General features: G+C 33.6%; 9 protein-coding genes and 3 pseudogenes. 8 read left to right on the top strand and 4 right to left on the bottom strand.

From position 1 onward, the window contains the following. The first annotated feature begins 56 nt into the window (after window positions 1–56). On the top strand, window positions 57–680 hold the full coding sequence (locus ACZ76X_RS26850; protein ID WP_479852252.1) for a GNAT family N-acetyltransferase: 624 nt from the start codon (window positions 57–59) through the stop codon (window positions 678–680). 54 nt (window positions 681–734) lie between these two features. Here the strand turns inward: ACZ76X_RS26850 and ACZ76X_RS26845 are convergent, their stop codons facing one another. The 3 genes and pseudogenes from ACZ76X_RS26845 to ACZ76X_RS26835 form a co-directional block, all read right to left on the bottom strand. After that, window positions 735–1,214: a CPBP family glutamic-type intramembrane protease gene (locus ACZ76X_RS26845; RefSeq protein ID WP_479852251.1), complete on the bottom strand. Its 480-nt coding sequence runs from the start codon at window positions 1,212–1,214 to the stop codon at window positions 735–737. A gap of 140 nt (window positions 1,215–1,354) precedes the next feature. Continuing rightward, window positions 1,355–1,480 (bottom strand): annotated as a pseudogene (locus tag ACZ76X_RS26840) (HU family DNA-binding protein); the annotation flags it as partial. A 600-nt stretch (window positions 1,481–2,080) separates the two neighbouring features. Continuing rightward, window positions 2,081–2,908: a CPBP family glutamic-type intramembrane protease gene (locus ACZ76X_RS26835; RefSeq protein ID WP_479852250.1), complete on the bottom strand. Its 828-nt coding sequence runs from the start codon at window positions 2,906–2,908 to the stop codon at window positions 2,081–2,083. Window positions 2,909–3,226: 318 nt separating this feature from the next. Here ACZ76X_RS26835 and ACZ76X_RS26830 point away from each other — a divergent pair. From ACZ76X_RS26830 to tnpB, 6 genes and pseudogenes are all read left to right on the top strand, one after another. After that, window positions 3,227–3,363 (top strand): annotated as a pseudogene (locus tag ACZ76X_RS26830) (DUF3954 domain-containing protein). A gap of 1,464 nt (window positions 3,364–4,827) precedes the next feature. Further along, window positions 4,828–5,997, top strand: a complete 1,170-nt coding sequence (locus ACZ76X_RS26825; protein WP_479852249.1) for a serine hydrolase domain-containing protein — start codon at window positions 4,828–4,830, stop codon at window positions 5,995–5,997. A 90-nt stretch (window positions 5,998–6,087) separates the two neighbouring features. Next, window positions 6,088–8,163 (top strand): serine hydrolase domain-containing protein, encoded by a 2,076-nt coding sequence (locus ACZ76X_RS26820; protein ID WP_479852248.1) that lies wholly within the window; start codon window positions 6,088–6,090, stop codon window positions 8,161–8,163. A 340-nt stretch (window positions 8,164–8,503) separates the two neighbouring features. Beyond that, on the top strand, window positions 8,504–8,923 hold the full coding sequence (locus ACZ76X_RS26815) for a hypothetical protein (RefSeq protein WP_479852247.1): 420 nt from the start codon (window positions 8,504–8,506) through the stop codon (window positions 8,921–8,923). 285 nt (window positions 8,924–9,208) lie between these two features. Further along, window positions 9,209–10,741: an alpha/beta hydrolase gene (locus tag ACZ76X_RS26810; protein ID WP_479852246.1), complete on the top strand. Its 1,533-nt coding sequence runs from the start codon at window positions 9,209–9,211 to the stop codon at window positions 10,739–10,741. Window positions 10,742–11,329: 588 nt separating this feature from the next. Continuing rightward, window positions 11,330–12,451, top strand: a pseudogene (gene tnpB / locus ACZ76X_RS26805) (IS200/IS605 family element RNA-guided endonuclease TnpB). Between the two features lie 225 nt (window positions 12,452–12,676). On the opposite strand, the gene ACZ76X_RS26800 reads toward tnpB, so the two are convergent. Continuing rightward, window positions 12,677–14,170, bottom strand: a complete 1,494-nt coding sequence (locus ACZ76X_RS26800; protein ID WP_479852245.1) for a peptide MFS transporter — start codon at window positions 14,168–14,170, stop codon at window positions 12,677–12,679. A 226-nt stretch (window positions 14,171–14,396) separates the two neighbouring features. Between ACZ76X_RS26800 and ACZ76X_RS26795 the strand changes: the two genes are divergently transcribed. Continuing rightward, entirely contained in the window at window positions 14,397–15,383 is a 987-nt protein-coding gene (locus ACZ76X_RS26795; protein ID WP_479852244.1) for a DUF4046 domain-containing protein, read from the top strand. Window positions 15,384–15,453 lie beyond the last annotated feature (70 nt).

Genomic DNA, 15,453 nt, shown 5'->3' with positions numbered 1-15,453 from the left:
ACAAATCCATGATAATTAACATCAATAATATAGAAAGCGAAAAGGAGGGCTGGGAAATGAATCAAATCTCTATTGTAAAGGCTGTTCATCAATCCATGGTGGGCGCCCAGCTAAATGTAATGGCATTGGAATACATGGCGTTTGCACTTGCAGGATCTGAGGAGAAGAACGCAGTCGAAGGGACTTTTTGTAAGCTATGGCGGCAGGGGAACAACCGTTTTAGTCATCAATACGCTTATGAAGCTCAAATGGATGGGAAAGCTCTAGGGATGATTACTTGCTATCCCATCCCCGTTTTAAATCGTCTTGCTTGGCCCACTTTTAAACAGCTGCTTTCATTCGGAAAGTTGGATTTTGTTTTTTATAACATTCTGAATATCAAAATGCTTTATTCCATGATTACCTTGAAGGAGGGAGAAGATGACGAGTTTCACATCGGAACAATCGCCTTATTGCCTGAAAGTCGAGGACTGGGGATAGGTACCAGACTACTTGAGTTTGCCGAGGAACAGGCTTCACTACAAGGCTTTGCCAAATGCTCTCTAACGGTAAAGAAAGAGAACCAACTTGCCATTAAATTGTATCAGAGGTTAGGCTACCAGCTTACAAGTGAAATCAGTAAACCAAAGTTATCGTTGTACAGAATGGTCAAAAACATAGGACGTTACAACGTTTTATAAAAAAGTTGTAACGTATTAGGGCAGTACTAATGGTGCCGTCACATCAATCCAAGATTAAAAATTTTTAGCTAAAAAGACAACAATATTATGTAAGATATGTATACTCCATACAATCCAAAATGCTGAAATTTTAGTATGTCCATTTTCTTTTTTCTGTGTATAATTCCAATAAGAGTATGCAAATACCCATCCCATAATTCCAGCATATAACATATAAGTATAGCCAAAACTGTGGCTCAATCCAAATATACAAGCTGAAATAAAGATAATTGATTTATTGTGTTTTTCCATACCGGGAATTAATCTTAAAATCCAAAATACAAACATTTGATATAGAGCGGTTTCTAATAAAGGTGCAAGGACTATACCATCGACTATTTGAACTGATAAATCTTCATCTTCAATAGGGTTTTTTTGTATACTTCCCGGTAGAAAGCTAGTTAGCATTGGTAACAAGAAAGATGCAAAAGTCATGACTAGTATAAACCATGGTGCTTTTAAATGATATAAATAATGTTGTATCTTCTGAATCATTGTTATATTCTCCTATTGTACATTTATAATATACTGTCTGTTAATTTTTAGAATAATAGAATTCAAAATTGTATATAATTACTTCTATTTATACGTGCAGATTTTTTACATACCTCAACTGTATCAAAACCAAGAATCTATACTTTCTCTCTATTTGCTAGAACGTTTGTTAACGTATCTAATACAGTTTGTGTTCTTGCAGCTACATTCTTTTGTGTATGCTCTGCTTTTTCTGCTACTACTTTTGTTAATTCTGACTTACTCAGTTTTTATAACTCTTTTTATGTAAATAGGTGAGTTTAAAACGTGTGTATACTCATGATGCAATTAATACGGTACATAGAAAAAGCCCTAGCAAGAGCTAGGGGACAATTTCTGTGTGGTAGTAAGAAAGTAAAATGTGTTCATCGTACAATTAACATTGTAACATCTTGATAAAATAATTCAAGGTGTCAATTCTAGATGTTTTGTTTGTTGAGGCGTTTCCACATCGACATCAAGCTAACATTTTGACAGTCCAAAATTGAAAATTTCATCTTTTTTTAGGTGCCCATAGGAATTGAGCCCGTTTTTCGTGTTGGGGTAATTCTGAATTCTTAAGTTGCCGGGCATGGGGACCGCCTTCATTTTGGAAAAAACACGCTAAGAGTATGCAAAATTTTATACAGTTTTTTGACTAATCCAGTAACAAATGAGAAGCTTAAAATCGCGCTATCATAGAAATGTATAAAAATGCATAGATCTATAGAACAAAAAAGAGGATCCTTTGTGAGATTAGGGTTCCTCCTTTTCCATTGCTACTGAAAATAAGATGTTATGTCTACAAATCTTGTTTAGAATATAGATAAAAAAATGTAAAACTATTACTAACTCAATTCACAATCTTGATTGGCATGTTTTTTGTTTCCGTATAACACCTTCTTTGGATTTATAACTATAATTAAAATTGCTACTATTAAATAAAAAATTGCATTGTACTTAATTAATTCTATTAATTGACCATTTATTATGCCTATAAAAAAATTAAAGAAAAAGTGAATGATAATTGGAATAATTAGATTACGATTTAAATTGTAAAATGTTGTCATGATTATTGTAGTAGATATAATTGCAATCATAAAATACAAAATATATTTGATTAAATTAATGCCTGTAAAACCTGTAGTAAACCATATAGGCAAATGCCACAATCCCCACCAAAAACCGATAATTATTGAAGATTTTAATGGTGAATATTTTTTTTGAAGTTCCATTAGTGCAAAACCTCTCCAACCTAATTCTTCTCCTAGAGGTCCGGATACAATAGTTTTAACAAAGTAATAAATTAACACACTCCATGAAGTTCTATTAAAAAATGAATCTGCTTCACTGTTAATTGAAACGAGAAACAACATCGTCAAAAATATAATTATTTGTATCGCACTTACAGTAACAACTATAGGTAACCTAATTTTATTTTTAAATCTATCTTTTACGAATTGAATGAAACTCTGATTAGGATAGAGTTTCTTAAATAGCAACAAAAAAGCAAAGGTGGAAGACCAAGCTGATATACATAGCATTACATCAAAAATCCACACTGGAAAATGTAATAACTTTATGACTCCTACAAGAAGAAAAAGTGGCCAGAAAATAATGTTGGTTAATAAAATAAAACTTACCACTGGTTTTTTCAGTTTTTCATCTCCATTCACATACAATCCCACCTTAAGTTAAATTTTAAAAATAATATAATGATGTACGTATTCAGGACATCATTATATTAACACCAAATTTTCTTTCTATTATAGCTGTATTTTTGAAAAATATTACATCAGAAATAATACTTGATATAGATGTATCTACATTAGCTACTGAGACTTCATTTACAAATAGATTGTGAAGATATACATCATATTCATGAAAAGTTAGCATAGTACTCCTATATTTAGGAATTCCTGTAGCGTTTGCGGTTAGAATCTTTATCGCTTCATCCTTTAGATTGATACTTGCATTAATATCCCTATTATGATGTGCTCCACGAGAAGAATGGTCAAGTCTAACTAATTGAAGCACCTCAAGGTGGATGGGTGAACAAACATTTGTATATCAAAGTGGAAAAGTAATTCGTATGGAAGAACGAAAAAACAGTTATTATAATCATATTTGATTTTTTAGAAATGTGAAAAGGGAAATGGCTATTGAGTACATTAAAGGGGGAATAGTCTTGTAGTTTTCGAACATGCTGATTTTTAATTTTGAAAATTCTGATATATCTAAAGGGGTTTATGTATTTGATAATCCGACTTGTAACGTTTGCGGAAAGGAAATTTTAGTAGTACCTAGATATTCTGTCATTGATTTTGATGAAGAAACATAAAAATTGAATCGGCTTGTATTACTGAATAGAAGAATCAAAAATTTAGGAAAAAGTCCCAGCTTAAAATGCTAGGACTTTTGGAAGTAAAGTTGTTACAATTGTCGATTCCATAGTAAGTACTGTTAGGAACTTTAATAGTATAACTAATTTCTGATTATAAGTATATATAAATTATAAAAATTATTCAAAATAGTTATTTGACAGGAGGAGGGTATGAATATACAGAAACGGTTACAAAAAGCGATTAAAAACAATGAAAAGGCGATGGGTGAGCTTGGAAATTACAAGCATAATAGTGAATAAATTAATAAAATTGAATGAATATAATAGAGAGTTAAAAATGGCATTACATGTTAAAGAAGCATTTGATACTGATGTTGTAGTGGAGGTAATTTAAATAAAATTCTTATTTGAATGCAAAAAAGTCTTAGGAGGCTAAGACTTTTTACAGAATGAATAAGATATAAAAAAGACTCAATTAATATAACATAAAACGTTCCGAAATGTAACAAGACCCTTATCTGAAAATTAAAGAGCGTCGTGATAGAAGTGTGTTCATTGAGCAAGATTGATATAGAAAAAGGTTCATATCATATTGTATGTATGTTTTTAATGGTTGTGTGATTTTTAGACAAGATCGTTATTTTAATACATGGTATATAAACAAAGAAGAGCCTGATATGGCTCTCAGGCTCTTCCCTCAATAGCAAAGAGTAAGTCTTTTAATTACTCTTCTACTATATAATACACCACGTTTGTCTATTTGTGTAGAAAAATGTCGAAATATGTAAAGGTTCATGTCGAATTATACAAAGGCGAGGAAGGAAAATCGATAATTGGGCGCAGGGTTATTAATTCAGGTTCTATGAAATTGTGGAATTATATATGCGTTTATTATTCTAAAGGTCTTAAAATGAAAATGGCCTAAGTAGAGAAACGATTTGAAAGTAAGGAAATTGTAAGAAATGTATAAGAAAAAAGAAATTTTTATTATATAGGATACAAATATAGAGAAGTGTAAAAGAGGGAGGGGAAATAGGATACATTTATACGAAAAACAAACTAGTAATAAGAGCATTCTAAATGAAAAGGTCTTTTATAGCACTAACATACATGTAAAAAAGAGAGGGTTTACCGTTTGTTATGACAGAATGGGGCTTGTAAAAACAATCAATATGAAGATGATATCTGTATAGTTAGTAAGAAATACATTACAACCGCTCGTACTATATGAATAGAGGGGAAGAATGTCTTATGAAAATATATAGTCGACTTACATGTGTAGGGTTGGCATTTTTCATTGCCGGAAGTTCTTTAATCTATCTAACACCAACCTCAATTATAAAAGCAGATTCCACTCAAAATAAACTTAGTTCATTACAAATAAATACTCAACGGGATCGTACTTCCGTCAAACAAGCAATGCGGGATGTATTGCAACTTGGTTATCCAGGAATACTCGCTAAAACTTCTGAGGATAGAAAAACGTGGGGGTATGCAGCTGGGGTAGCGGATTTAAAAACTAAGAAACCGATGAAAGCAGATTTTCGCTTTCGCATTGGTAGTGTGACGAAGACGTTCACAGCAACGGTTATCCTTCAATTAGCCGGAGAAAATCGATTAAATCTAGATGATTCAATTGAAAAATGGTTACCTGATGTCATACAAGGAAATGGATATGATGCTAAACAGATTACTATCCGTCAAATATTGAACCATACAAGTGGTATCGCTGAGTACTCAAGATCAAAAGAAGCTGATTTTACGAATACCAAAAGATTGTATACCGCTGAGGAGCTAGTGAAGATTGGAATCTCAGCACCTCCAGATTTTGCTCCAGGAAAGGGTTGGTCCTATTCAAATACAGGATACGTCTTACTGGGTATGCTTATTGAAAAAGTAACTGGAAATAGCTATGCAGAAGAGATTGAACATCGAATTATTGAACCACTCGAATTGTCGGATACATTCTTACCTGGAAATTCAAGTATCATTCCAGGCACCAAGCACGCCCGTGGCTATGTCCAACATGAGGAGGGAAGTGAGCTAAAAGATGTTACGTATTTTAACCCAAGTATAGCTAGCTCAGCTGGGGATATGATTTCTACTGCAGACGACTTAAACAAATTTTTTTCTTATTTGCTTGGTGGCAAATTACTGAAAGAAAAGCAACTAAAACAAATGCTTACTACAGTTCCTACAGGAAAGGGAGGAATCAATGGATATGGTCTAGGAATCTTTGAAATTAAACTTCCTAACGGTGTCCAGATATGGGGACATACAGGTGGCATTCCAGGGTTTGATACTTTTGTTGGAGGGACACATGGAGGTAGGCATATGTTGACCGTCAATTTGAACAGTATGGGTAGAGCTGAGAGTCCTGGTCTTTTTAAAAATATTTTACTTGCTGAATTTAGCAAGTAGATAGAAAGATAAAATGGTAATTTATGTGATTTTTGTAGTTGAACAAATAAGGAATGAAATCAATCATTTATCTAAGGAGGCATTTCTCTTATGGAAAATAAACAATTTGGGGTATTAGCCGCTACATTGGCTCTAACGATGATCCTACCAACAGGAGCGATAGCATCTTCTAGCAATAAGGATCCGATTGTAGCTAGCCAAGAAGTTGCTAGTAAAGAATTGGAGAAGATTGCTGCAGAGAACGCTGCACTGCTTACGAAGTCCTATGAGACGACTAGCGTGCAGTATGCGGTAATTGATAATGGTAAACTGATTTTGTCGGGCCAGACAGGAAAGAACGATATAGAAGGGAAACAGCCATTAACCAAAGATACTCTATACGGGATTGGCTCAACTAGTAAAGTATATACAGCTGCGGCTGTTATGAAATTGGTCGACGAAGGTAAAGTCGATTTGGATGCTCCTGTCGTCCGCTATATTCCTGAGTTCAAAATGAAAGATAATCGATATAAGCACATTACACCACGGATGCTGTTGAATCACTCTTCGGGTTTGCAAGGTATGACGTTCAATAATGCATTTTTATTTAAAGACAATGATACTTATGCCCATGATATGTTGTTGCAGCAACTATCCAGTCAAAGCTTGAAGGCGGACCCTGGCGCATTCTCGGTATATTGTAACGACGGCTTTACACTGGCTGAGATACTGGTGGAGAAAGTAAGTGGGATGAGTTTTACTGAATTTCTACATCAAAAGTTTACAAAGCCATTAAAACTAGAGCATACGCAAACACCACAGGACCAATGGAGGAACGAAAAGCGGGCTGGACTTTATTCCCCGAAGTACCAAGGACAGCTTCCCATTGAAATGGTGAATGTGATTGGTACGGGAGGAATCTCTTCTACTGCAGAAGATGTGGTACGATTCTCACAATTATTTATGGGGAAGGGAAAAGAAATTCTTTCTAATAAGGCAATCAAGGAGATGGAACAAGAGGAATATAAAAAAGGAATGTGGCCAGGGGATGGAGATAATGTTTTCAACTATGGTCTTGGCTGGGATAGTGTGAAACTATACCCATTTGATAGATATGGAATAAAGGCTTTGTCTAAGGGCGGCGACACGGTCCTGCAACATGCGTCATTGGTCGTGCTTCCAGAACAGAAGATGGCAGCAGCTGTGTTGTCATCTGGTGGTAGCAGTATTACAAATCAATTGTTGGCAAAAAAATTACTGCTAGCCACGCTTAAAGAAAAAGGGACAATTAAGGATATAAAACCAGATAAATCCTTCGGCAAGCCAGTCAAAGCTAAAGTACCTCAAGACGTGATAAAAAAGGCAGGCTTTTATGGAAATAGCAATAGCCATTTCAAAATAGAAATTGCAAAGAAGGGAGAATTGTTTTTACCAATTAAAACGGAAGAAAAATATGTATATACGGCGGATGGAAGCTTTATAAATGAGAAGGGCACTTCCAAGCTTAACTTCGTTACTGAGAAGAATGGAAAAGTTTATTTGAGAGAAAGCACATATGAATTATCGCCGGGATTGGGGCAAAATGTGCTCACTCACTATTTAGCCCAGAAATTAGAAAAGAATGTGTTATCGAAGAAAACAGCTGCTGCATGGGCGAAGCGTGAGGGCGGCAAGTTCTATCTCGTTAACGAAAAATTTAATTCTATGAACTATCTAGGACAACTCATACCTCTTAACACCCAAATTACGCTCAAAGATGGCTATTGGGACGGTAAAAAAATTATAGATCCAAATACGGCAACGCATCACATTCAGATTCCCGTGATGGATGGGCGTGATACGAAGGAAGCACATTTCTATATAGAGGACGGTAATGAATACATGGAGATGGCCAGCTTTTTATACGTCAGTGAATCAAATGTGAAACCGCTAGATTTAGGTCAATTATCAAAGGTTACACTGCAAGCAGATGGGCATGCGAAATGGTTTACGATTCCACAAGAGGCAGCAGGGAAAACAATGACGGTGGATTTGCCATCGGGGAGTTCATTCTCGGTGTATGATGAGAATGAAGTATGCGTCAATTTTACCGTTGTGAGTGGCAATAACAATGTGAAACTACCGGAGAACGGAACGGTTGTATTTGCTGGCGCACCGAACTCAGAATTTACTATCACATTGAACTAGATACAATTCGGGATAGACTTCAATGAAACAATACGACATGGAAAAGATGTTTTATTTGTATTTTAAGCATTTCCTTTACAAAGAGAAATTCCACGAATGATATTAAAGTTAAATTCTTAGCTTAATATTGATGGGTTCTCTTTTTTTATCGTAAATTTAAAATGTTTAATATGAGAGATTGTGTTTCAAAACGACGCTTTAGTGCTCTAACCAAAAAGGCTTGGGGAAAGAAAAATAAAATTTTATAGATTAATATTCCAATTACATTCTATATATTTACATTTAAGTTAATAATTTGTATTATGTATTTGTTAAAAATATAATTAAAGGAGTAGTTAAAATGAAAAAAAGAATTCTTATTCCTGTAATGAGTATAGGTTTTCTAGTCTTTGGTGCATTTTATAGTCCTGATCAGAATACAGTTTCTGCGCAAATTAACACTGAAAAATTATCCGTTAGTGAAAGTGAATTTTGGCTTAGTAATGGAAATCCAATAAAATATTCTCCATATTACAATACTATTATTGGGAGTGCTGATTTAAGTTCATCTAACGAAGGAAAAAGAAGCTATGTAGTATTTGAGTTTTATAATTTACGAGGTGATTTATCACATGTAGCAAGTGCTAATATTCTTCATCAATCGAATCTTCAAAAGTTCTCAGTTCCTATAAAATATTTAGAAGAAGGCAGTTATTCCGTAAAGGTCAAGGTTATAAACGCGAAGGTAAATCCAAAAACCATTAAATTTGTTCATAAATAGTAAGGTGTTAATGCAATTCAATAATTAGTACAATATGTTGGTTTAAATAGCATAGAGACACATTTGGGTGTCTCTATGTATATAAAAGCTCTACTATCCTATAAGAATGGTAGGACCTTTCTATACTATTTATTATCCAATCCATCATTTTTTATAAACATATTGGGTTTCTCAAAAATACACCAGTATTCCATTCGTCATCATAATAAGCATACTTGTATTTGTGGGTGGCAATTATTTTAGAGTAATTAGCAATTATTAATTTTAAAAGGAGAATTAATAAATATGAGCACGAAGAAAAAAATAGGTAAGAAGTTATTACTTGTTAGTGCAATTTTTACGATAACAATTCCTTCGGTTTCATATGCGGAGGAATTAATTTTACCTGAAAATTCCCAAGGTTCTCCAAGCATGTTTGAGGAGAGAAATAAGGATGTATTGAAATCAAGTCTATATCCCAATACATATAATGATCCGTTTAACCATCAATTTAAATCGACATTAAAGGAAATAAAAACGGATATAAAAAGAATAGACAATATTGCCAATGAAAATCCTGGAATATCTACTACTCTTTCATTTATACGTTCTATGCAAAATGAAGATTATAAGTCTGCATTTAATTTAACTTCTCGATCATTACAGAGAGTAATATCCGAAAAATGGCTGGAGAATTATTGGAAAGGAATTCCTACGCAATTACAAGCGGGTTCTTTTATAGAAATTGGGATGGTTACACAAAAAGAGACAAATTCCGTCCATACAAATGTAGAGATTCAATTAGTTTTTGAACAAATTACTGTACCTTTACTAATAAAATTGGATCCATCTGGTAAAATAGATGATTTTCAACTCAGAATGCCGTTTAGTCCTGTTGCAGATCGGCCATCGTATAGTAAGCCTGAATTATTTGTTGATAAAGAAGTAGTAGTTGGAAGTGGTGCATTTCCATTACCAGGAACATTATCTATTCCGAAGGGAAAAGGTCCATTCCCAGCGGTTATTCTTGTTCACGGAGGTGGAGCAGCCGATCAGGATTCAACAGCGTATGCTTTAAAACCATTTCGTGATTTAGCTGAAGGCCTTGCCTCGAAAGGAATTGCTGTCCTTCGCTATAATAAACGAACCTATGAACATGGATTGAAAACAGAACTTAGTCCTTTTTATACAGTTGATAAAGAGACAACAGATGATGCTCTTCTTGTAACTCATTTTCTTCAAAATGAAACTATGATAGATAAGAAACAAATTTATATTCTTGGTCATAGTCAAGGTGGAATGGTGATTCCAAGGATAATTGAAAAAGATCAACATCAAAATATTGCGGGGGCAATTGTGATGGGAGGAGCGGCCCGTACAATTCAAGATGCTGCTTTAGATCAATTGGAGTATCGTTTGTCTATTGGAGCAATGAACCTAGAAGAATATAAATTTTACAAATCGCAATTTGAATTATTAAACGACCCTAATTTTTCTAGTCAGAATCCTCCAAAAGATTTTTATTTAGGATCACCAGTATTTTGGGATTCTATTCGCAAAATTAAAGCAGCAGAAATGTCAAAAAAACAACGGACACCGTTATTGATTATGCAAGGAGAAAGAGACTTTCAAATTCAATCTAAAATCGAAATTCCTCTTTGGAAAGAACAATTAAAAGAGCGAGATAACGTTGAATATCGACTATATCCAAAATTAAATCACTTCTTTACAGAAGGAGATGGGGAGTTAAGTAAACCGGATGAATATAATAGCCCAGCTAATATTCCTGAGTATGTTATAAATGATATTGCTACTTGGGTGCAAGGAAAAACGAAATAAAACTGTTAACTATATTTTTAAAAGCTATTTTCGGTTCTTAAGATAGAATCATTTTTAATTTCTAGCTTGATGGGTATGGGGGTACTATTTCAAAAATCCAATAGCAATACTTTAAGTTTTAGAGGATACTAATGTTGGAGAAACAAAAGAAGAAGTATGAAATTAATGTATTAACTTTATAACGTATAAAAAGACACTTTAAAAAGTGCCTTTTTATACGTTGACATACAATAAAAGAAAATGTAGTGATTAATCAAAATATGTTGGATGCTTCTTGATTTATTTTATTATAACATTGATATAGAAAATTTTAAATGCAATTTTACATATATATAGATTAATTTATATTAATGCATATTACTCGTCATTTTCTTTTTGTTTTCATAATTTATCATTTTAGCCAAGAAGACTCCTTCCTCAAGGATCGTGAAGGGTCACAGCCAAGTGAGTAGGTGGGAGATGAATCGGCTTCGAACAAGGGATGGCAGGAAGCCATCCCTTGTTCGACATACAGAAGGTGTTACTTTACTATTTAACGAATGTATGTTTGGTGTATGATAGTTATATACCGAAATGGAGGTGAATGAAATGATGGTCAATAAAGCCTATAAGTTTCGTATCTATCCAAATCAAGCACAAGCAATTCTAATAAACAAAACGATTTGTTGTTCCCGCTTTGTATTCAATCATTTTCTATCCTTATGGGATCACACATACAAAGAGACGGGAAAAGGCTTGACCTATGGTACATGCTCTGCCAAACTTCCTGCCATGAAGAAAGAGTTTGTTTGGCTCAAAGAAGTGGATAGTATTGCGATTCAGTCGTCTGTTCGCAACCTTTCCGATGCGTATACACGCTTTTAAAAAAAACAAAACAGCGCACCGCGCTTTAAATCTAAGAAAAACAACGTACAATCTTACACCACAAGACAAACAAATGAAAACATTTCTGTTGTAGGAAACAAGATAAAGTTGCCGAAACTAGGTCTTGTTCGATTTGCCAAAAGTCGCGAAGTAAAGGGACGTATTGTAAATGCTACAGTCAGACGGAACCCCTCTGGTAGATATTTTGTGTCACTGTTAGTTGAAACAGAAGTACAAGAACTTCCGAAAACAGATTCTTACATTGGGATAGATGTAGGACTAAAAGATTTCGCCATTTTGTCAGATAGAATCTCCTATGAAAATCCGAAGTTTTTCCGATCATTAGAAGATAAGTTGGCGAAAGTACAGCGTGTTCTTTGTAGAAGAATGAAAGGGTCTTCTCGTTGGAATAAACAACGAGTAAAAGCAGCTAGAATTCATGAATACATATCAAATGCTAGAAAAGATTACTTAGACAAAATCTCAACTGAAATCATCAAAAGCCACGATGTTATCGGTATAGAGGATTTGCAAGTATCGAATATGTTAAAGAATCATAAGTTGGCAAAGGCAATTAGTGAGGTATCTTGGTCACAGTTTCGAACCATGTTGGAATATAAAGCAAAATGGTATGGCAAACAAGTCCTCGTCGTATCGAAAACATTTGCTTCCAGCCAATTATGTTCTTGTTGTGGATATCAAAACAAAGACGTTAAAAATCTAAACCTACGTAAATGGGACTGCCCTTCTTGTCGTACACACCATGATAGGGATATTAACGCAAGTATCAATATAAAGAATGAAGCAATAAGACTTCTAACCGCAGGGACTGCGGGGTTAGCCTAATCAATTAGAGTTCGATAGAACTCTTTACTTAGGAATCCCTCACTTCTAAACGAAGTGAAAGTGGGGGTAGTTCAATATTCGGATTTGCAATAACGATAATCAGTTAGTAAATTAGAAACATATAAATAATCCATATTAAATTATTTTTATAGAAAAAAATAAATAGCTATTCAAAAAAACTGTGCATAAAAACCTGAATTATAACAAGTTTTTAGCACAGTTTTTTTATTTTATGCCTTTCATTAAAACTTGAATCTTTGGAGCCATAAAATATAAAATTACACTTAAAATGATTGAAAGGCCACCAATCGCACCGAAATAAATAATTTCTGTTTCAGGATTATATAATCGAACTATTTGAGCATTTATAGCTTGTGCAGCTGCACTAGTTAAGAACCATAGACTCATTGTTTGAGCAGAGAAGGCAGCTGGTGCTAATTTGGTTGTAATTGATAGACCTACAGGTGATAAACAAAGTTCCCCGATTACTACTAATAGGAAGCTAATCGCTAACCACATAGGACTTACAAGGGATTCTGTACCATGGATATATGCAGGGATAATCATAACTAAGAAAGATAAACCAGCAAATAATAAACCAATAGCAAATTTATTAGCCGTACTTGGTTGACGTGAATTAAGCTTTATCCATAACCAAGCAAAAACTGGTGCTAACAAAACGATATAAATAGGGTTTAATGATTGAAACCATGAAGATTGCAGTTCAAGCCCAGCCAATTTTAATTGAGTACGCTGATCAGCATATGAAGCTAAAATGATAGCTCCTTGTTCTTGAATGGCCCAAAACATTGTTGCAGCAATAAATAATGGTATGTAAGCAATTAAACGAGACTTTTCAATTTTCGTAGTTTTCGGGCTGCGATACATAAAAATAAAGTAACCAGTTGGAATGAGAATACCTAAAATACTTACTAATAAAGTGAAGCGATTAATAGTTAAAATACCTGTTGGTATCGTTAAAATACAAAATAATACTATAGCTATTGTACCAATACTAAATTGTGTAATAACTTTTTTTCTTTCGATGTCTGTTAAAGGATTTGGTACTTGTGTTCCTGCTAAACCAAGGTTTTTCTTTTTTGTAAGAACAAAAATAATTAAGCCCAATAGCATACCAATTGCAGCAACACCAAAACCTAGGTGGAAGTTATACTTTTGACCAAGTGTCCCTATAATAAAAGGAGATAAAAGAGCTCCTAAATTAATACCCATATAGAAAATACTGAAACCTGAGTCACGTCGAGTATCTGCTTCACTATATAAATCACCAACAATGCTAGATACATTAGGCTTTAATAAACCTGTACCTAGTACTAAAAATACCATAGATATGAATAAAGTACTTATAGTTCCTGGTAGTGCTAAAATTAGGTGACCTATCATAATTAAAACTCCACCCCAAAAAATCGTTCTACTTGAACCTAATAGACGATCTGCAATCCAGCCACCAATAATGCCAGACATGTAAACGAGAGATCCATAGATGGCCATAATTGACGCTGCGGTCGCATGATCCATCCCTAAACCACCTTGTGAGATTGAATAATACATATAGTAAAGTAATATTGCTCTCATCCCATAGTAAGAAAATCGCTCCCAAAATTCTGTAAAGAATAGGGTAAACAACCCCTTAGGGTGTCCGAAAAAACCGCTTTGCGGAACAGTACGAATAATATCGCTTTTACTAAGCTTCTCCATAAGAATACACTCCTTATATTTAAATATAACAATACTAGATTAGTATAAACCAATAATTAGAAAATTAAAATAAAAATTTACTTAGTTAATTATTAGAATTTTTATAAAAAATAAACTTTGTGTTGCTTTTAATTGGGGTTTTACTTATATTATTTAATATAGATATATTGATTGATGATAATGATAGTGTATAAATATTAATACAAAATGTAGGAGGATTTATATATTGTTAGTGAAAGAAGTTGCTATAGAAGATATTTATCAGGAAATATTAGATGGAAAAAGAAATAAATTCCCTTCAAATACATGGAAAGAAGATAAAGATAATAAAATGGCGCGGAGGGTAATAACATATTTGCTTAACAGTATTTTAAAATGGAATAAGGAAGACATAAGAAAAAAATGGAACACAAAATTAATTGTAAAGTATAGGCTACGGGGATTACTCAAACATAGGTATGAAAATAGCCCTTTTAAAGCAATAAATGATTTGTACCCAAATCAGTTCAAAGAATGGGAATTTGGTATGACTCCTTTAAATTATTGGACTAAAGAAAAAGCATTAAAAATTTTGAAATGGATTATTGAGGAAAAAGAGGGCCTTTCACGAGAAAAGCTCTTAGGAGTATACGGGAAAAAATGGTTGAAAAAAAATAAGCTTAGCGCACCTCTGGCTATGTATTGGAATAGTAGCCCGTATGCAATGATTAATGATCTTTATCCAAGACGTTTTAAAGAATGGGAATTTGGTATGACTCCTAATAACTTCTGGACTAAAGAAAAAGCATTAGAAGCATTGAAATGGACCATTGAAGAAAAAGAGAGATTAACGCCTAAACAATTGCTTGATATATACAATATAAAATGGTTAAAGACCCATGGATTAGCATCGGCATGTCAATTAATTTGGGGGAATAGTCCGTTTAGAATGATTAATGATTTATATAGAAACCGTTTTAAAGAATGGGAATTTAGAGTTACTCCTGTTGGATATTGGTCTAAACGTAAAGCATTAGAGGCGTTAAGGTGGACTATTGAACAGAAAGAAAAATTGGATGAAAAACAGCTATTAAAAGTATTTAATCAAAAATGGCTAATAAAACAAAAATTATGGACACCGCTGAAACGTTATTGGAAAGGAAGTCCATATGAAATGCTTAATGCTCTATATCCAAATCGTTTCTCAAAAAATATGTTAAAAGGATATATTTAAAAGCAATGATTAAATTCATAATTATTGAAAAGTTTATGATATAACATTCGGTTATTAATTTTGGAGAAGA

This window comes from Bacillus sp. BC05(2025), assembly GCF_056725905.1.
This window is presented reverse-complemented; position numbering and strand designations above follow the sequence as displayed.

Bases quoted from the DNA above. Each gene is read 5' to 3' on its own strand.
- ACZ76X_RS26810 (WP_479852246.1), top strand. From the start codon at position 9,209: ATGAGCACGAAGAAAAAAATAGGTAAGAAGTTATTACTTGTTAGTGCA.
- ACZ76X_RS26825 (WP_479852249.1), top strand. From the start codon at position 4,828: ATGAAAATATATAGTCGACTTACATGTGTAGGGTTGGCATTTTTCATT.
- ACZ76X_RS26815 (WP_479852247.1), top strand. From the start codon at position 8,504: ATGAAAAAAAGAATTCTTATTCCTGTAATGAGTATAGGTTTTCTAGTC.
- ACZ76X_RS26820 (WP_479852248.1), top strand. From the start codon at position 6,088: ATGGAAAATAAACAATTTGGGGTATTAGCCGCTACATTGGCTCTAACG.
- ACZ76X_RS26800 (WP_479852245.1), bottom strand. From the start codon at position 14,170: ATGGAGAAGCTTAGTAAAAGCGATATTATTCGTACTGTTCCGCAAAGC.
- ACZ76X_RS26850 (WP_479852252.1), top strand. From the start codon at position 57: ATGAATCAAATCTCTATTGTAAAGGCTGTTCATCAATCCATGGTGGGC.
- ACZ76X_RS26845 (WP_479852251.1), bottom strand. From the start codon at position 1,214: ATGATTCAGAAGATACAACATTATTTATATCATTTAAAAGCACCATGG.